General features: G+C 36.3%; 21 protein-coding genes, 1 pseudogene and 1 other annotated feature. Of the genes and pseudogenes, 6 read left to right on the top strand and 16 right to left on the bottom strand.

Annotated elements, in window-relative coordinates; genetic code table 11:
• Positions 1-6: 6 nt before the first annotated feature.
• From AB1I62_RS07020 to AB1I62_RS07005, 4 genes are read right to left on the bottom strand one after another with little or no spacing between them, the layout of a single operon-like run.
• Entirely contained in the window at positions 7-588 is a 582-nt protein-coding gene (locus AB1I62_RS07020) for a V-type ATP synthase subunit E (protein ID WP_002365627.1), read from the bottom strand.
• Between the two features lie 16 nt (positions 589-604).
• Complete coding sequence (locus AB1I62_RS07015) at positions 605-1,078, bottom strand: V-type ATP synthase subunit K (protein ID WP_002363905.1); 474 nt, start codon at positions 1,076-1,078, stop codon at positions 605-607.
• A 27-nt stretch (positions 1,079-1,105) separates the two neighbouring features.
• Positions 1,106-3,085 (bottom strand): V-type ATP synthase subunit I, encoded by a 1,980-nt coding sequence (locus AB1I62_RS07010; protein WP_104859457.1) that lies wholly within the window; start codon positions 3,083-3,085, stop codon positions 1,106-1,108.
• Positions 3,075-3,398 carry a V-type ATPase subunit F gene (locus AB1I62_RS07005; protein ID WP_002381927.1) on the bottom strand — a complete coding sequence of 108 codons (324 nt, stop codon included), beginning with the start codon at positions 3,396-3,398 and terminating at the stop codon, positions 3,075-3,077. Before AB1I62_RS07005 ends, AB1I62_RS07010 begins: the two co-directional genes overlap by 11 nt.
• Before the next feature lie 116 nt (positions 3,399-3,514).
• Positions 3,515-3,562, bottom strand: a sequence feature (sodium ion sensor (DUF1646 type); this cis-regulatory element may regulate processes involved in with the transportation of sodium ions).
• Positions 3,563-3,770: 208 nt separating this feature from the next.
• On the opposite strand from AB1I62_RS07005, the gene nrdI reads away from it, so the two are divergent.
• Entirely contained in the window at positions 3,771-4,214 is a 444-nt protein-coding gene (nrdI, locus tag AB1I62_RS07000) for a class Ib ribonucleoside-diphosphate reductase assembly flavoprotein NrdI (protein WP_104859456.1), read from the top strand.
• Between the two features lie 58 nt (positions 4,215-4,272).
• Positions 4,273-4,452, top strand: coding sequence for a hypothetical protein (locus AB1I62_RS06995; protein ID WP_002357684.1), 180 nt, complete (start codon positions 4,273-4,275; stop codon positions 4,450-4,452).
• 65 nt (positions 4,453-4,517) lie between these two features.
• On the opposite strand, the gene AB1I62_RS06990 is transcribed toward AB1I62_RS06995, so the two are convergent.
• Both AB1I62_RS06990 and gdhA read right to left on the bottom strand, forming a co-directional pair.
• Positions 4,518-5,867, bottom strand: coding sequence for a glucose-6-phosphate isomerase (locus AB1I62_RS06990; RefSeq protein ID WP_002357685.1), 1,350 nt, complete (start codon positions 5,865-5,867; stop codon positions 4,518-4,520).
• Between the two features lie 181 nt (positions 5,868-6,048).
• Complete coding sequence (gene gdhA, locus AB1I62_RS06985; protein WP_002357689.1) at positions 6,049-7,395, bottom strand: NADP-specific glutamate dehydrogenase; 1,347 nt, start codon at positions 7,393-7,395, stop codon at positions 6,049-6,051.
• Between the two features lie 239 nt (positions 7,396-7,634).
• Here gdhA and AB1I62_RS06980 point away from each other — a divergent pair, with 239 nt between their 5' ends.
• Positions 7,635-8,693 carry a type I restriction endonuclease gene (locus tag AB1I62_RS06980; RefSeq protein WP_002357690.1) on the top strand — a complete coding sequence of 353 codons (1,059 nt, stop codon included), beginning with the start codon at positions 7,635-7,637 and terminating at the stop codon, positions 8,691-8,693.
• 122 nt (positions 8,694-8,815) lie between these two features.
• Positions 8,816-10,102, top strand: coding sequence for an NAD(P)/FAD-dependent oxidoreductase (locus AB1I62_RS06975; protein ID WP_002374922.1), 1,287 nt, complete (start codon positions 8,816-8,818; stop codon positions 10,100-10,102).
• A 40-nt stretch (positions 10,103-10,142) separates the two neighbouring features.
• On the opposite strand, the pseudogene AB1I62_RS06970 reads toward AB1I62_RS06975, so the two are convergent.
• Positions 10,143-10,811 (bottom strand): annotated as a pseudogene (locus AB1I62_RS06970) (ATP-binding cassette domain-containing protein); the annotation flags it as partial.
• A 9-nt stretch (positions 10,812-10,820) separates the two neighbouring features.
• Between AB1I62_RS06970 and AB1I62_RS06965 the strand changes: the two are divergent.
• Positions 10,821-11,327 (top strand): hypothetical protein, encoded by a 507-nt coding sequence (locus AB1I62_RS06965; protein ID WP_002357693.1) that lies wholly within the window; start codon positions 10,821-10,823, stop codon positions 11,325-11,327.
• A gap of 25 nt (positions 11,328-11,352) precedes the next feature.
• On the opposite strand, the gene AB1I62_RS06960 is transcribed toward AB1I62_RS06965, so the two are convergent.
• Positions 11,353-12,747, bottom strand: coding sequence for a 6-phospho-beta-glucosidase (locus AB1I62_RS06960; protein ID WP_367019139.1), 1,395 nt, complete (start codon positions 12,745-12,747; stop codon positions 11,353-11,355).
• A gap of 141 nt (positions 12,748-12,888) precedes the next feature.
• Here AB1I62_RS06960 and AB1I62_RS06955 point away from each other — a divergent pair, with 141 nt between their 5' ends.
• Entirely contained in the window at positions 12,889-13,887 is a 999-nt protein-coding gene (locus AB1I62_RS06955; RefSeq protein WP_002363900.1) for a LacI family DNA-binding transcriptional regulator, read from the top strand.
• Positions 13,888-13,922: 35 nt separating this feature from the next.
• Here AB1I62_RS06955 and AB1I62_RS06950 read toward each other — a convergent pair whose 3' ends face one another.
• The 8 genes from AB1I62_RS06950 to zapA all read right to left on the bottom strand — a co-directional run bounded on the left by AB1I62_RS06950 (position 13,923) and on the right by zapA (position 22,452).
• Entirely contained in the window at positions 13,923-15,185 is a 1,263-nt protein-coding gene (locus tag AB1I62_RS06950; protein ID WP_104859315.1) for an ABC transporter permease, read from the bottom strand.
• On the bottom strand, positions 15,178-16,077 hold the full coding sequence (locus AB1I62_RS06945; RefSeq protein WP_002357699.1) for an ABC transporter ATP-binding protein: 900 nt from the start codon (positions 16,075-16,077) through the stop codon (positions 15,178-15,180). The genes AB1I62_RS06950 and AB1I62_RS06945 overlap by 8 nt, the downstream gene beginning before the upstream one ends.
• Positions 16,078-16,181: 104 nt before the next feature.
• Positions 16,182-16,439, bottom strand: coding sequence for a DUF3884 family protein (locus AB1I62_RS06940; protein WP_002369461.1), 258 nt, complete (start codon positions 16,437-16,439; stop codon positions 16,182-16,184).
• 151 nt (positions 16,440-16,590) lie between these two features.
• Positions 16,591-18,387, bottom strand: coding sequence for an excinuclease ABC subunit UvrC (uvrC, locus tag AB1I62_RS06935; RefSeq protein ID WP_002366633.1), 1,797 nt, complete (start codon positions 18,385-18,387; stop codon positions 16,591-16,593).
• 164 nt (positions 18,388-18,551) lie between these two features.
• Positions 18,552-18,866: a thioredoxin gene (gene trxA, locus AB1I62_RS06930; RefSeq protein ID WP_002357703.1), complete on the bottom strand. Its 315-nt coding sequence runs from the start codon at positions 18,864-18,866 to the stop codon at positions 18,552-18,554.
• Between the two features lie 97 nt (positions 18,867-18,963).
• Positions 18,964-21,330, bottom strand: a complete 2,367-nt coding sequence (locus tag AB1I62_RS06925; RefSeq protein ID WP_002369462.1) for an endonuclease MutS2 — start codon at positions 21,328-21,330, stop codon at positions 18,964-18,966.
• Between the two features lie 110 nt (positions 21,331-21,440).
• Entirely contained in the window at positions 21,441-21,989 is a 549-nt protein-coding gene (locus AB1I62_RS06920; protein WP_002357705.1) for a CvpA family protein, read from the bottom strand.
• 19 nt (positions 21,990-22,008) lie between these two features.
• Positions 22,009-22,452 carry a cell division protein ZapA gene (gene zapA, locus AB1I62_RS06915; RefSeq protein ID WP_002357706.1) on the bottom strand — a complete coding sequence of 148 codons (444 nt, stop codon included), beginning with the start codon at positions 22,450-22,452 and terminating at the stop codon, positions 22,009-22,011.
• Positions 22,453-22,553: the final 101 nt, after the last annotated feature.

The following is a 22,553-nucleotide window of genomic DNA, read 5'->3' as shown; positions in this document are numbered from 1 at the left end:
CCCTTCTTAACTGAAAAGTTTTTCTGCTACTTTAAAGCCTTCTGTTTTTTGAATCTCTTCAACTAATGCTGAAAAGAGAAAATTATAATCCAAACCGTCTTTTGCAACGATAAAGCCACTTTCTTTTGGAACAACTTCCTCTGAAAGCTCCCATTGAACAGTAGCATCAGAAAGGGCGGTCAGCCATTCTTGCGTCACTTTCGTTTGAGAATACTCGCCTAAAAGAATGGTTGCTTTTCCTGTTAATTCAAGTGAACCTAATTGTGCTTTCATGAATTGTTGAAATTCTTCCGCTGACCATTCACTCATCTTTAAGACCACTTCGTCAAATAATTGGTTAAGATATGCTTGTTTTTTATTTAATGCATCCTGACGAATTTCTAGAGTTTGCCGTTGTTGGCGTTGTTTAAATTCTTTTAATAATTGTTGTTGTCGTTTTTCTATTTCATGTTCTTGCTTCAGCAAAATTTCTTGTTGTGCTGCTTGGAATTCTTGATCGATGCGCGTTTGTTCACTGGTGACATAGGCTTCGACTTCTTGCTTTCCTTGCTGCTTAATTTCACTGATGATTTTTTCAATGGCATCCATCCATCTGCCTCCTCAATTATTTGACGTTCAATACAAGTAAGAAGGAAATTACAAACCCTAAGATGGCATAAGTTTCAACCATGGCAGCATAGATAATTCCTTTTGTTGCATGTTCTGGTTTCTTCGCTAAAATTTGGATCCCCGCAGCGGCTACACGACCTTGGGCAATCCCAGAGAACAATCCTGCAAAAGCAATTGGTAAAGCTGCTACAAAATAGTTCAACCCTTGAACCATACTCATATCGTTTCCTAAGTTAATATAAATTAAGAAAGCAATAACGAAACCGTATAGTCCTTGTGTACCTGGTAATAACTGTAAAATTAACGCTTGACCAAATTTTTCTGGCTGCTCCGTCGTTAAAGCTGCTGCTGCTTCCCCAGTAAAGCCAACCCCTTTGGCTGATCCAATCCCAGCAAAAATTGTCGCCATCGCCATTCCTAATACTGCAAAAACAATTCCACCATTATTATTAATTAAGTAATCCATCATCTCTATTTTCCTCCAATAAATAATTTTCTATTTTTTCTCAACATTGACATACTTTTCTTTTGTTTTTAGCGGATTAAACGCCCGGCCACCGCCTGTGTAAAATTTTCCAAAGAACTCAACATATTGCAAACGTGCGCCGTGAACATAAGCACCTAATAACGATAAGAATATGTTTAACGCATGTAAAACAATTAACAGCAAGATGCCCACGCTAAAACGGGCAACTGGCGGCATGAACTCTACGAGCATATTAAACGCTGAAGCAATACTTCCCCCAGCAATTCCTAACGCCATCAAACGTGTATAACTAACTAAATCACCGACATAACCTGTCACACCGTATAGTCCATACAGTCCTTTGGCTAAACCTTTTAATTTGGCCTTCGATTGAATCATTGGAATCACAATAATTGCAATGGCAGAAAGGCTAGCTAAAATTGCACCTGCTGTAAATAAGCCTTCATTTTTAACCACTAATTTACCAACGACTAACAATGCTAAACCAAACAAAATCCCTAACCAAGCGTAACTTTCGTTAATACTATCTAAATAGCGCTTTTGTTTTGATAACTGAATCCCATTAATCATTAAACCGACAACCAATTGAATAAACCCAAAAATAACCGATAAAATAAGAATCGTATTTACATCTTCGGTCGTTGATAAAATCGGAAATGGTGATTTGATTCCAAACATTGTTGGCGGTAATGCTGCACCGAAAAACGAACCGTAAATGAAGCCCCAAATAATTGTTGGAAATGATAAAATCAAGAAAAAGTCGGCAAAACGTTTCATGCCTCTCGGTAAAACAAATGCTTTCAAAGCAATAATAGACAAGAGCAGCATCAGTAAGCCATAGCCAATATCCGCTACCATCATGCCAAAAAAGACTAGATAAAACGGCATCATCGCAGGTGTCGGATCAACTTCTTCATATTTTGGTAAGCTATACATCTCTGTTAACATTTCAAACGGCTGCACCAGTTTATTATTCGCTAGTTTAACCGGTATATCCGTCTCAATTTCCGCCTTCGTAGGATTTTCAAAAGTAAGAGCTATTTCGTCCTTAGGAACTTTTTCTTCAATCGCTGTCAAAATATCGGCTTTTTCTTCGACTGGAATCCACGTTTGCAAGATGAAAAATGATGAAGCATTTAACAAATGTTGACGTGCTTGTTCTCTTTGGATAACCGCCAATAAGACTTCTTCAGCCAAGCAAAACGTTTCATAAAAATCATGATAAGAAGCCAGTTGTTGCTTTAAGTTTTTTTCTTCTTTTTGTAAAATTTCATATCGTTCTTTGACTTGTTGATATGCCTCTTTAGGCGGAACATCATAACGGTATTGGAGTGGTTCAAAACTATATTGGTTTAATAACTCGGTTACACTCTGCTGATGTTCCTTCAGGTAAACGAGTGTAAAGTAACTATGATGCATACTTTGATAAATTTCTTCAAAATAAACCGTTGGCCATTGAGACAACGCGCTCAAGAAACTGGCTTTATTGGCTAGATTTATCGAACCATGAACGACATAACTACTTTTTAACTGCTGTTTGTGCGGTAGAACATCCAGATATTGCCAGCGGCCTAATAATTCTTCTTCGGTTTCTAATCCTTGACGATCCGTTTGAATTTGTTTCAAAGATTCTTGAATATTCTTTAATTCCGTCAAATAGCTTTGTAATGTTTCTTCATCAAAGGTTTGTTCCAACTCTTCCAAAGTATAGACTTTTCTTTTTATCTTTAACCCTTTTCCTGAAGAGCGTGTCAAAAATAAAAGAAGCTCTTGCAATTGTTGTAGCATCGTTTCATATTTACGTAGCTGTTCAGTTGACTGTTCTGCTTGTAAAAAAGAATATTGACTCTTTAAGGCTTGTTCTTCTTCAGGCGAATGAAAAATCCGTTTTACTTCGACAATTTGCAAGCCTTGAATGGCTTGCAGAATTGCTGCTTCTTTTTCGGCAGCGGCAATTATTGTCATTTTTTCCATTTTACTAACTGCCATAAACGTCTTTCACCCTCTCAATAATTGAATCAATGACTTGTTCTTTGTTCGCTTCGTAACGTTCGTGAAGCGCTTGTTCAGTGCGCTTTGTTTCATCTAAAAGTTGTTCTTTTTCAAGTTGTAACATCTTTTCTTGCGTTGCTAGTGAATCCGTCAGCACTTTTTCAACAGCTTCTTCACTCTCTTGACGTAGTTCAGCTAAACGTTCTTGCTTCTGTTCTTCATATAAACGACAATTCATCTTAGCTTGTTGCCGATGCTCTTCCACCGCATCTTCCGCTGCCTTGATTTGTTCTAGTACTTCTTGTACCATTGTCTCCACCTCCTTAGTTTTTACACCTTTAGCATATAAGAAAAAGGACTAGCGAAATAGAGATACGCTCAGCCCTTTTGTTTTAGGTATGCAAAAAGGCGCAAACTCAAAAATTGTTCTTCTCACCCCTTGAAGAACTGAATCCTTGAAGCTTTCGCCCAACCATTCTTTATTCAATACTCTACCATCTTAGCAAAGTTTTTCGCAAAATTCAATACTTACCCAAATGAATTAAAATAACAAATTTTCACTTTTATAATAGGTAATAAAAAGGCATTATTTTTTTCGCTTTATAATTATTGATCTTGAATTTTTTTCACATAGATGTGCTATACTTACGTAAACAATTAAATTTATTTGGAGGGATCTCTGATGAATATACGATATATTTCAATCTCTGGTAATACACGCTCATTTGTTCAACGTTTAACAGCTTATGCTGAAGAGCAACATCAGCACAACGAAAAAAATCCTACGATTACTTTCAAAGAAATTTCGGAAAATTCTCCGTTAGAAGTAGAAACAGAACCATTTTTTACCTTTGTGCCTACCTATTTAGATGGTGGCGATGGCATCAACAACGGCAATACCGAAATTTTAACAGAAGTCATGCGAGAATATCTTGCTTTTGAAAATAATTATCGTTATTGCTCTGGCGTGGTGGGCAGCGGCAATAAAAACTTTAACCACCAATACTGCCTGACAGCTAAACAGTATGCGGAACAATTTAACTTCCCCTTCTTAGCTGATTATGAATTAAGAGGTACCCAAGCGGATATTGAACGAATTTATGCTATTTTAAAGGAAAACCAATAAGCAAGTTTCATTACTAAAAAGCTCACCTATGATAGACTACATTTTGAGGTGAAGAAAAATGAGAAATACATGGTTAGCAGAACAACTTCAGTCAATCAGCGAAGAACCCAATTCTTTTATTATCGAGGAAACCATCAAATATATTGAACAATTAGAAGATGATAATGAAAGTCTTCAAGTTGCATTGGAAGGAACCATTTGGAGTCCTAAAAAATGGAACGAACCATTGGAAAAATAATTTAAACAGAAGAAAAGAGCCAGAAACGTAAGTGTTTCTGGCTCTTTTCTTCTGTTATTTACAAATTATAGACGTGCATTTAGATCTTTTGCTAATTCTTCAAAACCTGGTTTACCTAATAAAGCGAACATGTTGCGTTTGTAAGCTTCAACACCTGGTTGGTCAAATGGATTAACCCCATTTAAGTAACCTGAGATGCCCACCGCAATTTCGAAGAAGTACATAACATAACCTAATGAATAAGCATCCATTGTTGGCACTTTAACGATCATGTTTGGCACACCACCATCTGTGTGAGCAAGCAACGTACCTTCGAACGCTTTTGTATTGACGAAGTCAATTTCTTTTCCTTGTAAATAGCCTAAGCCATCTAGATCTTCATTTTGTTCTGGAATTGAAATGCTATGGCGTGGATTTTCAATTTTAACCACTGTTTCAAATAAGTTACGCATACCCTCTTGAACATATTGACCCATAGAATGTAAGTCAGTTGAAAAGTCTGCGGCTGCTGGGAAAATACCTTTGCCATCTTTTCCTTCTGATTCACCATATAATTGTTTCCACCATTCAGAGAAATAGTGCATACCAGGCTCATAGTTAATTAACATTTCAGTTGTTTTACCTTTACGATATAAAATGTTACGTAACGCAGCATATTGATAGGCTTGGTTTTCTTTTAAGTCGCTCGTTGCGCCGTATTCTTTACGGGCATCATTTGCACCTTCCATTAAACGATCAATATCCGCACCGCTAACAGCGATTGGTAAAAGACCTACTGGCGTTAAAACAGTGAAACGGCCGCCCACATCATCAGGAATCACAAATGTTTCCCAACCTTCCGCATCGGCTTCAACTTTTACTGCTCCTTTAGCACGGTCAGTTGTCGCATAAATACGTTTATTGGCTTCTTCTTTGCCATATTTATTAATTAATAACTCTTTAAAGACGCGGAAAGCAATCGCTGGTTCTGTCGTAGTTCCAGATTTTGAAATAACGTTGACAGAAAAATCACGATCACCAATCACATTGATTAAATCAGCTAAATAAGTTGAGCTGATGCTATTTCCAGCAAAGAAGATTTGTGGCGCTTTCCGTTCTTCTTTTGATAATAGATTATTAAATGAATGTGTCAAAAATTCAATTGCTGCACGGGCACCTAAATATGAACCACCGATACCAATGACTACTAATACCTCAGAGTCAGATTGAATTTTTGCTGCTGCTTTTTTAATGCGCGCGAATTCTTCTTTGTCATAGTTTTCTGGTAAATCAATCCAGCCAGTAAAATCATTACCAGCTCCTGTACCTTCACGTAATGCTTTGTCCACTGCAGTGACTTGTGTTTGCATGTATTCCAATTCATGGTCAGCAACAAATGGTGCTAATTTGGAATAATCTAATTGAATGTGTGACATTCCTTTTCCTCCTCGAAAGTAAACTTACTACATGTATACTTTACGTGTTTTTAGACATTTTTTCAAGCAAATTCTTTTGGATAGACCAATTGTTTAATTTTAACTATTTAATTAGAGATATTTATTCTCTTAATCAAACAAACCAAGAAAAAATGCTAGGAAATCCTAGCATTTTTTGTTATTAAACGAGTCCTTGACTTAGCATCGCTGCCGCTACTTTTTCAAAGCCAGCAATATTCGCACCTAAAACAAAGTTATCTCGTGCCTGATATTCGTTAGCTGTATCACGACAAGTCTCATAAATGTTTTGCATAATTTGATCTAGCATACCGTCAACTTTTTCAAAGGACCAAGCTAAACGTTCAGCATTTTGGCTCATCTCTAATGCAGAAACCGCAACACCACCAGCATTAGCGGCTTTGCCTGGACAATAAATTACAGCTGATTTAGCAAAAACGGCGACTGCTTCTAGTGTACAAGGCATATTTGCGCCTTCTGCCACGACTTTCACTCCGTTTTTCACTAAAATAGCGGCTTGCTTTTCGTTGATTTCATTTTGTGTTGCACATGGTAACGCAATGTCATACGCTGTTTCGAAATCCCAAACAGATTCTTTATCATAATAAGTTGCGCCTTTACGTGTTTCAACATATTTTGAAATGCGTTCACGATTTTTTTCTTTTAGTTCTTTTACTAACGCCACATCAATTCCTTCTGGATCATAAACAAAACCAGACGAATCGGAACATGTGATTACTGTGGCGCCTAGCTCAGTTGCTTTTTCCATGGCATAAATTGCGACATTCCCGCTACCAGAAACAGCGACTTTTTTGCCTTCAAACGTATCGTTTTTATCTGCTAATAAATGTTTAACAAAATAAACCGTTCCATAACCCGTCGCTTCTGTTCTTGCTTGGCTTCCCCAGTATCCTAAAGGTTTTCCAGTCAACACTCCTGCATCATAGTTGCGCAAGCGTTTATACATGCCAAACAAATAACCAATTTCACGAGCGCCTACGCCAATATCGCCTGCTGGAACATCTGTACTTGGACCAATATGTTTTTGAAGTTCGGTCATGAAACTTTGACAAAAGCGCATCACTTCAGCATTTGACTTACCTTTTGGATCAAAATCACTACCGCCTTTGCCGCCACCGATTGGCAAACCAGTTAAACTATTTTTAAAAATTTGTTCAAAGGCCAAAAACTTCATCACACTTAAATTCACACTTGGATGAAACCGCAAACCACCTTTGTATGGCCCAATCGCTGAATTATATTGGACACGATAGCCTCTGTTCACATGCCAATTGCCCTGGTCATCTTGCCACGGCACACGAAATTGAAAAATACGTTCAGGTTCAATCAAGACACCTAAAACATTTGCTTCAATGTATTGAGGATTTTTTTCTAAAAAACCTTCTACGGTTGGTAAAAACTCATCGACTGCTTGTAAATATTCTGTTTGACCTTGGTCTAATTGGTGAATCTTTTCTTGAATATTTTTAACATATTGTTTTGCGTCCATTTAATCATCCTCTCATTGTTATAGGTTTATTTTAACTGAAAATTCAAAAATTACCATAGTCAAACGTTTATTTTTTTATTTATTTCTTTTTTGCATTTTTATTGCGCTAATGAAAGCGTTGACATATTTTTGTAAAGTATGTAATATAAAATTAGTAAGCAAAGATAAAAATTTGTTGATATTTTGCATTAAATACACTCTTATACATCAAGATGTATTTAAAGAAAAGAGGAATATTTATGGAAATGGAAAAATTTAAAGATGATTTAAAATCGTTAGGTAAAAGAGTAACAAAATTAAAGGAAAATATTGCTACCGAAGAAGCAACCAAAACTTCTTTAATTATGCCCTTCTTTCAAATACTGGGTTATGACATTTTTAATCCTTTGGAATTCGTTCCAGAATTTACTGCTGATGTAGGGATTAAGAAAGGGGAAAAAGTAGATTATGCGATAGTAATTGATAGTATTCCTACTATGTTAATTGAAGCAAAATCTGTCAACGAGCAATTAACAAAACATGATTCTCAATTATTTAGATATTTTGGGACTACGACATCAAAATTTGGAATATTAACAAATGGTAAAGAATATAAATTTTTTACCGATTTGGAAGAACCCAACAAAATGGACGTCTCTCCATTTTTAACTATTGATATAACTAATTTGAAGGATACACAAATACCAGAAATTGCTAAATTCCATAAAGACACATTTGATATTGATAAAATTACAAGTAGCGCTTCTGAATTGAAATATTTAAATAAATTTAAAGCTTTCTTATCAGATCAGCTTTTAGACCCTTCAGAAGATTTTGTAAAATATTTTGTTGGAGAAATTTATGGCGGAGTAAAAACTAAACAAACATTAGATAAGTTTACACCTATAATAAAAAAAGGAATAAATCAATTTATCAATGAAAAAGTAAATGAAAAGTTAAGTGCTGCATTAAATACTTCTGTTTCGGACAAAGAAGATGATTTGTCTGAACAGCCTGAAGATGAAATCGAGAATAATATAGTTACTACTCCTGAAGAATTAGAAGTTTACACAATTTCTAAACTCATTTTAAAAGATACAGTAGTGTTGGATAGGATATTTTACCGAGATAATAAAAGTTACTTTAATGTACTCCTAGATAATAATATCAGAAAATGGATTTTAAGATTTTACATGAATAATAATGGTATGAAAATAGAACTAAACAACGGATTAAAAGAATTAATTTCAATCGAATCACCATTAGATGTGTCTAATCATTCAGAAAAAATAATAAAAATTGTAAACGAGTTCTTATAAAACTAAGGAGCCAGTTAGTAAATTTTCAATTAGCTGGTTCCTTAGTTTTATTTATTTTTTTCCTTAAATCCAGAAAAAATCCCGTAATTATGGTACACTACCTATTGAATTGGAGGAGAACTATGAAGAAATTTGATGTAATTATTGTCGGTGCTGGGACGAGCGGTATGATGGCCACGATTGCGGCCGCAGAAGCAGGCGCTCAAGTATTATTGATTGAAAAAAATCGCCGTGTTGGGAAAAAATTATTAATGACTGGTGGCGGCCGCTGTAATGTAACTAATAATCGGCCCGCAGAAGAAATCATTTCATTTATTCCTGGGAATGGAAAATTTTTATACAGCGCATTTTCACAATTTGATAACTATGATATCATGAACTTTTTTGAATCCAATGGTATTCACTTAAAAGAAGAAGATCACGGACGCATGTTCCCTGTCACAGATAAATCGAAGTCAATTGTTGATGCGCTATTTAACCGCATTAACGAATTAGGAGTCACTGTTTTTACAAAAACACAGGTCACAAAATTACTACGAAAAGACGATCAAATAATTGGCGTTGAAACCGAACTGGAAAAAATTTATGCACCGTGTGTTGTATTAACAACTGGCGGCCGCACTTATCCTTCCACAGGAGCAACTGGTGATGGCTATAAACTAGCCAAAAAAATGGGGCATACCATCAGCCCGCTCTACCCTACCGAATCGCCTATTATTTCTGAAGAACCTTTTATCCTTGATAAAACGTTGCAAGGTCTCTCTTTACAAGATGTTAATTTAACTGTTTTGAACCAAAAAGGAAAACCTTTAGTTAATCATCAAATGGATATGCTGTTTACACATTTTGGCATTTCAGGACCTGCCGCGCTCCGCTGTTCTAGTTTTATTAACCAAGAATTAACTCGCAACGGCAATCAACCTGTCACGGTAGCCTTGGATGTGTTTCCGACAAAATCTTTTGAAGAAGTGCTGAAAAACGTTGATTACATGATTGAGGAACAGCCAAATAAAGTGGCAAAAAATGCCTTTCATTCTTTAGTACCAGAACGGCTGCTCACTTTTTATCTAGAGAAACTAGCAATTGAAGAAGTGCCTGCCAAACAACTAACAGAAAAGCAACGTCTTTCCTTTGTGGAACTACTGAAAGACTTTCAGTTCACTGTTACGAAAACATTGCCTTTGGAAAAATCTTTTGTCACAGGCGGTGGGATTTCCCTCAAAGAAGTGACCCCTAAAACAATGGAGAGCAAATTAGTCAATGGTTTATTTTTTGCTGGTGAACTTTTAGATATTAATGGCTATACTGGAGGCTACAATGTTACAGCTGCATTTGTCACTGGACATGTTGCTGGCTCCCATGCCGCAGAAATTGCAGAATACACCTATTTACCAATTGAAGAAGTCTAAACAAAAAGTCGCTAAAATAGCGACTTTTTGTTTACTTTTTTTATTTATCAATAATTTTCCCGTTTTCTAAATAAATAGTGCGGGTGGCTACTTTTTCCACAAACGTTTCATCATGCGAGGTGAAAATTACTGTTCCTTGATAGGCACTTATAAATTCTTCAAGTGCTTGGATTGTCTCTAAATCAAGAAAATTGGTGGGTTCATCCAATAAGATGATATTATTTGGTTCTATAAATAATTGCGCCAAAGTAATTTTTATGGCTTCGCCACCACTTAGAGAAGATATCTTTGTCTGTAAATTTTCTTGTTGAAAACCTAGCCGATATAAAAGTGAACGCACAACCTTTTCAGAATAATTTGTCCGCTTCAATAAATAAGTCAACAGTGGTTCATCATTTTTTAATCGATAATCTAATTGATGATATGTTCCTAACCGGACTTTGGGAGAAAAGTAAATGGCTGGGTGACGAGCTTCAATTTGTTGAAGGAAGGTACTCTTCCCAGCACCATTTTTTCCACAAAGTGCTATTTTTTCGTTTAAAGGAATTTGAACGTTCACTTGGTTAAGAATTGTTCGATTCTCATAAGCGAAAGTTAAATTTTCAATTCTAATTGGATATGGATTGTATAAAGAGAACTGATTATTAGTAGGAAAAATAATTTTTCGCTTTTGTTTTGCTTGCGCAACATCGGGTAATCTGTCAATTCTGACCCTAAAATCAGAGAATCCGACTTTAGTAGGATACAATTTTACCGAAACTATGGCAAAATAAAGACGGAGGTGAAAACCATGAAGATTACATTGACACGAAAAACATCAGCTTGGGGCGCGTTACGCTATTTTACATTTTATAAAAATGGTGTGCATCAAGGGAAACTTTTTACTAATGTACCTATTGAAATTGAGGCTGATCCTGGGGATGTTTTAACGTTCTATGAAGGCTGGTTCCAGTTTTATCGGCGCATTGAAGTTACTGAAGATACCAAAGAAATCACGATTATCAATTCTAAAAAATTGCAACACGTTTTTTATACCTGTGTCGTCTTATTTTTAATTTTAACGCTATTATTCCTTTCCGCACAGAAACTTTCGACATTTATTATTGCTGAAATTTTAATTTACTCTGGTATTCAGTGGCTGTTCCGGCAACAAACCTATCATTTTACTGTCAAGAAAAAAACGGAATCCTTTGCTTCCTATTCTAAAAAAAGTATCGCACACTAAACGAATCTTTAGCGTGCGATATTTTTTAATTACTTTTCATTAATTCGGCCACATATGTGACTGTTTCTGGTTGTGTTTCTTCAATTTTATTAATCGCATCTGCAAAATTCGGTAAATACGCTTTGTGGGCAATTAATAATTCGTCCAACAAGGTCTTCGCCATGACGCCGCCAGGAACTAATGGATTAATAGTGAAAGCATGCAATGCTGCGCCGTAATCACCATTGATGGCTGCTCGAATAACCGTTTCTTCCATAGCTTTCATATTTTGAATAATTCCTCGTGCTGCTGGCGGAAAGGCCCCCCAGTTGTAAGGTTCATGTCCATGTGCTGTCACAGGTCCAGATACTTCTACAACACAATCATACGGTAAATCAGTAATTGTCCCATTATTTTCAGTAGAAACAACCATATCCGTTCGTTTATCATTATAAATTGATGCAATCATTTCACAAGCTGCATCGCTATAGTGTGTGCCGCCCCGTTCTTCTAATTCTTTTGGTTTGTAATCTAGTTTGGGGTCTTTATACAATTCAAACAGACGACCTTCCGTTTCTTTAACCACTTGTGCTCTTGTTTCGCCCCGTTCATACTCTTCGATGGAATGCTTCAACATCTCATCTTCAATATAATAATAGCGATGATAACCACATGGTAACATTCCTAAATCTTTTAACTGTTCATAATGGAACGGCGCATCAAAAATATTTTTCAAATGACTTTCTTGCTCTTGCTTAGGCCCGTAAATTAAATCAATGAGTTCTTGTGTTCGCTCTTGTCCTTCTTTGTCCCAAACGCGGTGCCAATGGAAATGATTAATTCCAGCAAATTTAAAGAATAAGTCTTCTTCTGGAATTCCCAGCATTTCGGCCGCTTGTTTTCTATGACCAATCGGCACATTACATAAGCCAACTGTTTTTTTCCAACCGCCATGTTTAATTGCAGCTTCCGTAACCATTCCAGCTGGATTAGTAAAATTCACTAACCAAGCATCTGGGCAAAGACGTTTCATATCGTCAATAATAGCTAAAATGACAGGAATTGTTCGAAATGCTTTAAACATTCCTCCCGCGCCATTTGTTTCTTGGCCTAATACCCCATGGGACAAAGGAATCCGTTCATCTTTAATGCGAGCATCTAATAATCCTACACGGAACTGTGTTGAAACAAAATCCGCCCCTTTTAAGGCTGCTTCACGGTCCAATGTTAAATGAACTTCCCAATCTAAACCAGCAGCTTTAATCATGCGCTTCGCCATTGCCCCAACGATTTCCAATTTTTCTTTACCAGCTTCAATATCGACTAACCAAATTTCCTTAATTGGCAGTTCATCTTTTCTTTTAATATATCCTTCAATTAATTCAGGTGTATAACTAGAACCGCCACCAATTGTTGCAATTTTTAATGCTCCTCTTGTCATCCGTCTTCTTCCTCCTTGATTAAATTGTTATCGTTTACATCTTTAGGATAAATTATGGGAATGTTCCCATGTCAAGCACTATTTTCAAAAAAATGTATGCTATACTTCTTATAAGAATACATTCCACTTTGGAGGTAAAAAATGACGTCTATCATTGATGTAGCAAAAGTTGCCGGTGTCTCGAAATCGACTGTTTCTCGCTTAATTTCTGGAAAAGGATATGTGAGTGCCGATAGTCAAGAAAAAATTCTCAAAGCAATGAAAGAATTAAATTATACCCCGAATTATGTGGCGCGGAATTTACGAGCAGGTGCCACAAAAACCATTGGCTTTTTAGCCCCTAGCTATTTAGGTTCCTTAGGCATTTTCTTGAATCGCTTTATTTCAATTGCCAAAAAATACAATTATTCCGTAACCTTATTTTTTACAGATGGCGATCAGCAGAAAGAAATTGATGCCTTGAACCAATTAAAATACAAACAATTAGATGGCTTGTTTTTATTGACACGAACAAATGAATGGTCGGTGATTGAGCCTTACAGCGCGTATGGCCCTTTAGCAACCTGGCATCGTATCGATTCACCCAATATATATTCTTCCTACATTGATCATTACTCTGGTTATTATCGTTCCTTAGAATATTTACAACAACAAGGATACCAAAAAATTGGTCATGTCCTCGGTAATCCCGAAAATTTAAACACGCACGCACGAAAACGTGCAATGAAAGATTTTTATGAAAACACTCAGGCACCTTGGCAAGCTGAGTGGCTGATTAATGATCAGTATACTAACCATTCTGGTCGCAAAATTGCCCATTACTGGCAACAATTAACCGACAAGCCAGAAGCTTTGGCCTTTTATAATGATCACGTAGCAGCTGAGTTTATTTCAGAACTTGAAAATCTAAATTATGCCGTTCCTCGCGATGTCGCTGTCATTGGCTTTGATAATAGTTATGTCAGTGAGTTGATGCATATTACGACTGTTGATTATGCCATTCAGTATCAAGCCGAAAACTCATTTATTTACCTATACAACCAATTAAATCAGACGAATATTCCTGAAAAAAAATTAACCGTTCGTCTAGTTGAACGACGAACGGTACCTAAAAAAGACCCGGCAGATCAGTCACTTTGACTGATTTACCGGGTCCTTTTAGAGTTAAACAAAAATTATTTATGCTTTTGTTCATTTTTTAAAATAGAAATTGACTGTTTTAAGGATTGAATCATGCCGCCTTCGCTGTATACAAGAACGTTTGATTTGTATAAACGAGCAGAGAAGATTGTTAAAATGATTCCAAAGACTGCCAAAATCACTAATGAGACAATTGCTTCCATTGTTGATGCCGTTTCGGTCGCCAAGCGTACTGGCATGATATATGACGAAATCAGTGGAATAAAGGAAGTTACTTTCACCACGATATTTTGTGGATCATTCGTTCCAAACGTAATACCAATCATATAACCGATTAAACCAATATACATGATGGGCTGAACTGCTTTTGCTGTATCCTCTGGTTTGGAAACAAGAGAACCACAAAGTGCTGCCAAAACAGCAAAAACGAGAATACCAATAATGAAAAAGCCTAATGTAAAAATAAAGGTTGATGAAAAAATACTTTGTGGTGAAATACCACTTAATAGACTTTTCATAAAATCAAGATTTTTCAATTGAGAATAGCCGAGAACAAACGCCACTCCGTAAATGAAAATTTGTGTTAAAGCTACTAGAATAACCCCAGTTAATTTGCCATAAAAATGGGTTTGCGCTTTTGTACTAGAGAGAATAACTTCCATGATTCTAGTGCCTTTTTCAGAAGCAATCTCTTGGGCAATAATTGAAGAATAACTGCTGATGAAGACAAATAACAAAATTGTTATCCCCATTGCTAACGCCATTTGAATCCCTGTGTTATCTTCTCCTGTTTTTATTTTGCCATTTTCATCAAAACTAATTTTGGCTTTTTTAAATGTTGCTTGTTGATTCAACATGGCAACTTGCTCAGCTATTAGGTTTAAACGATTGGCATTCGCCATTGTTTGTAATTGGTTTAACATTTGAGGAATTAGCATCTCGGTTGCATTTCCTAAAGAGCGTTCAGAGTAAAGCTGACCAGAAATCTGATTATCTGTAGTGTCCAAAAGTAAATAGGCATCAATTTTCTCGTCTTTTAATTGTTCTTGGGCCTTTTTCTCAGAAGAAACAGCTTTGAAAGAAAAGTCCTCTGTTTTATTCTTTGTCAACTCTTTAACGAGCGCTTGATTTTCCGAAACCAGACCAATGGTAGTATCTCCTGAAAAACCGCTAGCTAGAGAGCCCGCTAAGTAAACAATTCCTACAAGAAGAAATGGCGCTAAAATCATGATTAAGAAAGACAGCGACTTCACATTTTTCTTATAGACATCAGTCGCAATAATCCAAAATTTACTCATCTTGCCCACCTACTTTCATTTTGAAAATTTCTTCCAATGTTGGTGGTTGTTGATTAAACATTGGAATGTAGCCGTTGGCTGTCGCTTTATCAAACAACACTTTGCCCACTTCAGCATTTTCTAATGTTGCTTCTAAGACGCCATCTTGTCGCAAGTGCGCTTCTTTCACACCTGCTGTAGCAGCAACTTCCTCAACAGATAACGGTGATTCTAAAAATAATTTTGTTCGACCAAATTGTTGTCGAATTTCATGAACCTGACCATCTAAAACCATGCGTCCATTTTTTAACATGACTAAATGGTCACAGATTTTCTCCACATTGTCCATATTATGACTGGAAAAAATGACACAAGAACCTTGATTTTTCAATTCAATAATGCCGTCTTTTAATAATTCTGCATTAACTGGATCCAAGCCACTGAATGGTTCGTCTAAAATAATTAACTTCGGTTCATGAATAAGTGTCGCAATCAATTGAACTTTTTGTTGATTTCCTTTTGATAAAGATTTAACTTTATCCGTTTTTTTGCCTTTAACTTGAAATTTTTCCATCCAAAAGTCAATTTTAGGTTCAATTTCTTTTTTAGTTTTTCCCCGCAACGAAGCGAAATAAATTAGTTGGTCTTCAATCGTAATTTTAGGATATAAACCCCGTTCTTCTGGTAAATAACCAATAATATTGTACTCTTTTTCGTTTAATGGTTGACCATTCCATAAAACTGACCCGCTATCTTGTGTTAAAAAATTTAAAATCAAGCGAAACGTAGTTGTTTTCCCGGCACCATTTTGGCCAATTAATCCTAAAATTTTCCCGTCCGGTATCGTAAAGGATACATGATCAACTGCTTTAAAATCCCCAAAGGTTTTGACTAACTCTTTTACCTCTAACACATAAACGCCCCCTTCACTTTTTCTAAACCGCTGTTTAGTTACTCATATCGTATCTTTCCTGTGTTGGCTTGTCAATGACAATTGTTATGGAAAGATGTTGCACTTTAATCAGACGCTTTATTTTCTGCTAAACGAAAAAGGCCATCCGTCTCGGCAGAAATATGCACTTCATTTGCGGTCAAGCCTGTGCTTTCATAAAATGTATTTTTAAATTCCTTTGCCGATTTTGATGATTGACAGGCCCAAATTCGACCTGTACGATTCAACCACGTACCCAATTCATTCATCAAACGCTCATCAATCAGTAATTGATTTGGTACTTTTTTAAATTTTATTTGATAAACGGGTGTTAGTATTTTCATGATCAGACGTCCTCTCTTTTAAGTTAGTTTTAGTATATCACGAAAGAAATCGTTATCATATTTTCTTGAGAGTTCAACTTTTCATGAAAAAATTGAATAAAAAAACCAGACAAATTAGGAAAAGCACCTAATTGGTCTGGTTCATTTTCATTTATTTTTCTATCTCAGAGGTTGTTTCTTGGTGTAAATGACGATACACATTCTTTGCGACAGTTTCAGGTAACCCAGCTTTTCTTAATTCTTCAACACTGGCTGCCGTAATATTTTTAAGCGATTTAAATTCTTTTAAAAGATTTTTTTTGCGTTTCGGTCCCAAGCCTTCAATGTTATCTAATTTGGAAGCAAAACTATTTTTACTACGTAATTGACGATGGAATGTGATGGCGAAACGATGGACTTCATCTTGGATTCGTTGCAACAAGAAAAATTCTTGTGAGTTTCTTTCCAATGGTACAACTTCTAAGTTTGGACCAAATAAAAGTTCACTCGTTTTGTGCTTGTCGTTCTTGGCTAATCCAGCTACAGGAATATCGACTCCTAGTTGATTGGCTAACACATCTTTAGCAACATCGACTTGACCTTTACCACCATCGATTAAAATTAAATCAGGAAAAGGCAAGCCTTCTTTTAAAACTCGTGAATATCTGCGATAAATGACTTCTCTCATAGAAGCGTAATCATCAGGACCTTGCACAGTTTTTATTTTATATTTTCGATACTCATTTTTAGCTGGCCGTCCGTCAATAAACACAACCATCGCAGAAACAGGGTTGGTTCCCATAATATTTGAATTATCAAATGCTTCAATTCGAATGGGCGCAGGTATGTTCATCGCATTGCCTAATTTTTCAACTGCACCAATTGTTCGTTCTTGTTTCCGTACAATCAAATCGAATTTTTCATTTAAAGCAACTGCAGCATTTTTACTGGCTAATTTAACCAGTTTTTTCTTTTCTCCCCGTTGCGGCTGCAAGATTTTCGTAGCTAATAAAGCTTCAACGCTTTCTTTATCAATGTCATCAGGAATCAAGACTTCTTTTGGCACAAAATGCTCATTCTCTTGATAAAATTGTCCAATAAAAGTTAAAAATGCTTCACTGGCATCATCATAAAATGGAAAAATCGATACATCACGTTCGATTAATTTTCCTTGTCTGACAAAGAATACTTGGACACACATCCAGCCTTTATCAACAGCATAACCAAACACATCACGATCAATTAAATCTACATTCGTCATTTTTTGGCGGGTCATAACTGTTTCAATCGCTTTAATTTGATCGCGAAATTCTGCAGCTTTTTCAAATTCCATATGTGCAGCTGCATAAGCCATTTTTTCTTGTAAGCGGTCCTGAATTTCTGTATGTCCACCAGAGAGAAACCCTTTAATCTCTTCCACCATATCTTTGTAGACTTGCGGATCCACATCAAAAGCATAGGGACACAGACATTGTCCTAAATGATAATACAAACAAGGTGTTTTTTGCGACGGATTACATTTTCGCAAAGGAAAAAGCCGATCTAACAGTTTCTTTGTTTCATTCGCTGCATTTACATCTGGATATGGGCCAAAATATAACGCTTTGTCTTTTAAAACCTTTCGAGTAATCATTAAACGAGGATATTTTTCGTTTGTGATTTTGATAAAAGGATAGGTTTTATCGTCTTTTAACATGATGTTATATTTGGGATTATTTTTATGGATTAAATTAATTTCTAATAAAAGTGCTTCAATATTCGATTCTGTCACAATATATTCAAAATCATCGATTTCACTGACTAATCGTTCTGTCTTAGTATCATGGCTACCACGAAAATAAGACCGGACACGGTTTTTCAAAATTTTGGCTTTCCCAACATAGATAATCGTGCCGTTTTTATCTTTCATTAAATAACAACCAGGTTGATCAGGAAGCAGTGCTAATTTATTTTTTATTCGTTCGTTCATACGATACTTCCTTTCTAACAAAATGCTTCGTCTATTATACACCTCTTTTTGTAATTAAACAAAAAAAGCCGCTACTTTATGTACGAAAGAAACAGCCTGAAAAGACAATCGCTAATGATTTCTCTTCAGACTGAATCAGACTATTCGTAATGACTAATCAACGTTTATAAGTGTTTGGCAATCATTGCTTGCAATTGGTCTTTTGTATGAACACCGACTGCTTTTTCAACAACTTCGCCATCTTTTTTCAATAGCAATGTTGGGATGCTCATGATTCCAAAACTTGCTGGTGTTGCAGGATTTTCATCCACATCCATTTTGACGATTTTTACTTCGTCTTCATCATATTCTTCAGATAATTGTTCTAAGATGGGTGCTTGCATACGACAAGGGCCACACCAAGTTGCCCAAAAGTCGATTAAGACTAATCCTTCATCTGTTTCTGTTGCAAAATCTTTATCGGTAATTGCTTGTGTCATTTCACAAACCTCCTACTCTTTACTCTTATTACATGCTTAGTATAACACGTCATCTCTAAGATAGCGAGTGTTCTGCTTACTTATTGTAAGTCCTTATTTATTGGAATTTTACGACAGTCGCACCATTACCACCTTGGTTTTGTGGCGCAAATTCATAGCTTTTCACACTGCGGTGATTTTTTAAAAATTCCGTTATTCCGGTTCTTAATGCACCTGTTCCTTTGCCGTGAACAATGGTTACTTGTGGATAGCCCGCTAGAATCGCAGCATCAATGTATTGGTCAACTTCTGCCAATGCTTCTTCGTAGCGTTTGCCACGTAAGTCTAGTTGTGTGCCAACATGACTGCTTTCTGCAGAACGAACCGTTGTAACTCTTGGTTTCGCTTCTTTTTGTGGAGCGACAGGCGTCATATCCTCTTCAGATACGTTCATTTTTAAAATGCCCAATTGGACTTGCCATTGTCCTTTGCCGTTGTCTTTTAATAAGGTCCCTCGTTGGCCGTAAGTATTGACAATTACTTCATCGCCAGCTTTTAATTTTTTCTGTTCTTTCGCCTTCTTCAGCACTTTGTTTTTAGCAAGCTTGGTTTCTTCATGGTGTAATTGAGAAAGTTGTGTTTTCGCATCAATTAACTGATGTTCTTTGACACCACCTTGTTGGCCACTTTCCAATTGCATTTTGCGAATATCAGAAATAATAGTTTCCGCATTTTCTTCCGCTTCTGCAATAATTTTATTCGCTTCTTTCCGCGCTTTTTGTAATTCTTTTTCTCGTTCTTCAAAAAACACTTGATAGGCTTCTTTCAGTTCTTTATGCAAAGCCGCCGATTCATCGACATAGTGGCGAGCTTCTAAATATTCAGTTTCGGCCATTTTGCGACGGTTTTCCAGGTCTTCAATCATTTCGTTTAAATCTTGACTTTCACCGTCCATTATTTGTTTTGCAGCTTCAATAATACTGTTGTCTAATCCAAGACGTTTCGAAATTTCAAAAGCATTACTTCGGCCAGGCACGCCAATTAATAAACGATAGGTTGGACTCAAGGTATCTACATCAAATTCCATACTGGCATTGATTGTTCCAGCTCGATTATAGCCATACACTTTTAATTCAGGATAATGGGTTGTTGCCATCACATAGGCTCCTTTAGCACCCAATGAATCTAAAATGGCAATCGCTAAAGCGGCCCCTTCTTGCGGATCTGTCCCAGCACCTAATTCATCAAATAGTACTAAACTTTGATGATCGACTTTCTTTAAGACAGACACGATATTCGTCATATGTGAAGAGAAAGTACTTAAACTTTGTTCAATCGATTGTTCATCCCCGATATCCGCAAATACTTCTGTAAAAATCCCCATTTTACTCTCTTCTTCAACTGGAATAGGTAATCCAGCTTGACCCATTAATTGTAAAAGACCTAACGTTTTCAGAGTAATGGTTTTCCCGCCGGTATTAGGCCCTGTAATCACAATTGCTTGATATTCTTCTCCAATCACAATGTCATTGGCTACAGCTTTTTCTGGATCCAATAGCGGGTGCCGGGCTTGTTTAAAAACTACATGATTTGCTTGACTAATTTCTGGAACAACTGCTTTTAGTTCTTTTCCTAGTCGTGCCTTAGCATTAATAAAATCAAGTTTACCGATGACATAGGCATTATGCGTAATTTCACGGCGATAAGGGACCAACTCGGCCGACAGTTCTGCCAAGATGCGAGTAATCTCATTTCTTTCGGCAATTTGTTGTTGTCGCAAGCGATTATTCATTTCTAAAATTTGTTTAGGTTCAATAAATAAGGTTTGTCCTGAAGCACTTTGGTCGTGAACCACGCCACCAAAAATATTTTTATATTCTTGTTTGACTGGAATCACGTAGCGTTCATTTCGCATAGTAACAAGGGCATCACTAAGGTAACGTGCGTTTTTCCCACGAATAATACTATCTAGTTCTTCTCGAATGGTCTGCTCACTACGTCGAATATTTTGCCGAATTGCCTTTAAGGCTGGCGAAGCTTCATCTGTGACGTAGCCATCATCATCAATGGCTTGTTTGAGTTGGCGATTTAATTCAGGCAAAACTTCTAGTTGCTCTCGCCACATATATAAACGTTCAAAATCAACTTCATTTTCACTTAACTCATCAAAAAAACGAGTCAGTTCTGAAGTAGTCGACAAGACACGGCCTACTTGTGCTAATTCTATGCCATTTAAATCCGCACCAATTTCAATCCGTTTCATGTGTGGTTGGATATTTTCTAATTTAGGAATGGGGATTCCACCACGTAATCGTTGAACTTTTAAACCATCCTGTGTTTCATTTAGCCATGATTGAATTTTATTTTCATCAGCAATCGGTAATAATTCCGAAACTTCGTTTGTCCCCTGAGCTGTCACAATAAATTGCAACAACTGTTGTTTTACTTTATCAAACCCTAATGTTGATAGAATACGCTGATTCATTTTTCCACCTACTTTTCTAACTTTTTCATTTGTTGAAAAGACTGAGACATAACATAAGAAGTTTCGCTTTGCTCACTTACTTCTTATCTCTATCTCAGTCCCATTCAGCTTTATTTCGTAATTGGTTCAACCCATAATTCATATGCTTGTTTTGTTAGAATTGGGGTATTTTTTACAATGCCTCGTGCCAAGCCACTTGACCGAAACTGATTTTGGACAATATCTGACGGAATCATTGACGCCGTAGCTAACACTAGAAAAAGACCCACGTATAACACAAGAACACTTAATACGCCACCTAATAGTCCATTTACCTGTTTCAAAACTGGAATAAATGTTAATCCATGTAAAAAGATAGCTAAAAAACGAACGACCAACCAGCCTGCAAACAGCAATAATAAAAACGCAACCGCTGAATAAAAGGCTTTGTCCAAGTCTAAAGAAATCTCTTGATTAAAAAAGACAAGCTTTGACGTTGGCGTAACCGATGGATATGGAATATACAATTCTAAATGAGAGGCGACCTCTTTGTAATAGGTTCGAGCAACAAAATATGAAATTAAGTAACCTACCGAATAGAGCACTTGTAAAATCAAGCCTCGTTTAGCTCCTGTATAAAATCCAAAGGCTAAAAGTAATAAAATAAGTATTGTTAACATCTTGTCATCCTTTCAGGAACTACTCCGAAACACCTTTATTTTGAATCTGCTGTTTTCGATTTTCATTCAAAATTTGTTGGGCTTCCACATGATTATGAATTTCTACATCTTCTTGTCCATTCTTTTTCAAAACATCCCGTGCTTCTTCTTCGATAATTTCCATTCGGCGCACACGATTCTCTAATTCAGCCAAACGAATGGTTTTCTGTTTTAAATCTGCTACTTGTTTTTCCAATTTTAAAGCATATTCTTGTTTTTTTAGTTGATCTGAAATTGCATTAATTGCTAATAAAACAGAAGCTTGTTCCGTATCAGTTTGCGGAGAAAGATGTTTAATTTCCGCCAGTTGTTCGTTGACAATTTTTGTGACTAAATCCATATGTTGTTTTGACTCTTGGCCAATAATTGTATACGTATGGTCTGCAATGATTGCTTTATATCGTGTTTTTTCATTTGATGCCATGTTGAGGTTCCCTCCTGTAAATCAATCCATTCTTGCTTATTGTACCATGAAAAAAAAGCGAAGCGCAATTTTCGTACAAATTCTCTCTTATTATATGCCAC

Origin of the sequence: Enterococcus sp. AN402, assembly GCF_040719405.1 — a bacterium.
GTDB lineage: Bacteria > Bacillota > Bacilli > Lactobacillales > Enterococcaceae > Enterococcus > Enterococcus faecalis.
The sequence above is the reverse complement of the archived record's forward strand: the minus strand, read 5'-3'. Positions and strand labels throughout refer to the sequence as shown.

Coding starts and splice junctions, on each gene's coding strand:
- AB1I62_RS07020 (WP_002365627.1), bottom strand. CDS start 588: ATGGATGCCATTGAAAAAATCATCAGTGAAATTAAGCAGCAAGGAAAG.
- AB1I62_RS07015 (WP_002363905.1), bottom strand. CDS start 1,078: ATGATGGATTACTTAATTAATAATAATGGTGGAATTGTTTTTGCAGTA.
- AB1I62_RS07010 (WP_104859457.1), bottom strand. CDS start 3,085: ATGGCAGTTAGTAAAATGGAAAAAATGACAATAATTGCCGCTGCCGAA.
- AB1I62_RS07005 (WP_002381927.1), bottom strand. CDS start 3,398: ATGGTACAAGAAGTACTAGAACAAATCAAGGCAGCGGAAGATGCGGTG.
- nrdI (WP_104859456.1), top strand. CDS start 3,771: ATGAATATACGATATATTTCAATCTCTGGTAATACACGCTCATTTGTT.
- AB1I62_RS06995 (WP_002357684.1), top strand. CDS start 4,273: ATGAGAAATACATGGTTAGCAGAACAACTTCAGTCAATCAGCGAAGAA.
- AB1I62_RS06990 (WP_002357685.1), bottom strand. CDS start 5,867: ATGTCACACATTCAATTAGATTATTCCAAATTAGCACCATTTGTTGCT.
- gdhA (WP_002357689.1), bottom strand. CDS start 7,395: ATGGACGCAAAACAATATGTTAAAAATATTCAAGAAAAGATTCACCAA.
- AB1I62_RS06980 (WP_002357690.1), top strand. CDS start 7,635: ATGGAAATGGAAAAATTTAAAGATGATTTAAAATCGTTAGGTAAAAGA.
- AB1I62_RS06975 (WP_002374922.1), top strand. CDS start 8,816: ATGAAGAAATTTGATGTAATTATTGTCGGTGCTGGGACGAGCGGTATG.
- AB1I62_RS06960 (WP_367019139.1), bottom strand. CDS start 12,747: ATGACAAGAGGAGCATTAAAAATTGCAACAATTGGTGGCGGTTCTAGT.
- AB1I62_RS06955 (WP_002363900.1), top strand. CDS start 12,889: ATGACGTCTATCATTGATGTAGCAAAAGTTGCCGGTGTCTCGAAATCG.
- AB1I62_RS06950 (WP_104859315.1), bottom strand. CDS start 15,185: ATGAGTAAATTTTGGATTATTGCGACTGATGTCTATAAGAAAAATGTG.
- AB1I62_RS06940 (WP_002369461.1), bottom strand. CDS start 16,439: ATGAAAATACTAACACCCGTTTATCAAATAAAATTTAAAAAAGTACCA.
- uvrC (WP_002366633.1), bottom strand. CDS start 18,387: ATGAACGAACGAATAAAAAATAAATTAGCACTGCTTCCTGATCAACCT.
- trxA (WP_002357703.1), bottom strand. CDS start 18,866: ATGACACAAGCAATTACCGATAAAGATTTTGCAACAGAAACAGATGAA.
- AB1I62_RS06925 (WP_002369462.1), bottom strand. CDS start 21,330: ATGAATCAGCGTATTCTATCAACATTAGGGTTTGATAAAGTAAAACAA.
- AB1I62_RS06920 (WP_002357705.1), bottom strand. CDS start 21,989: ATGTTAACAATACTTATTTTATTACTTTTAGCCTTTGGATTTTATACA.
- zapA (WP_002357706.1), bottom strand. CDS start 22,452: ATGGCATCAAATGAAAAAACACGATATAAAGCAATCATTGCAGACCAT.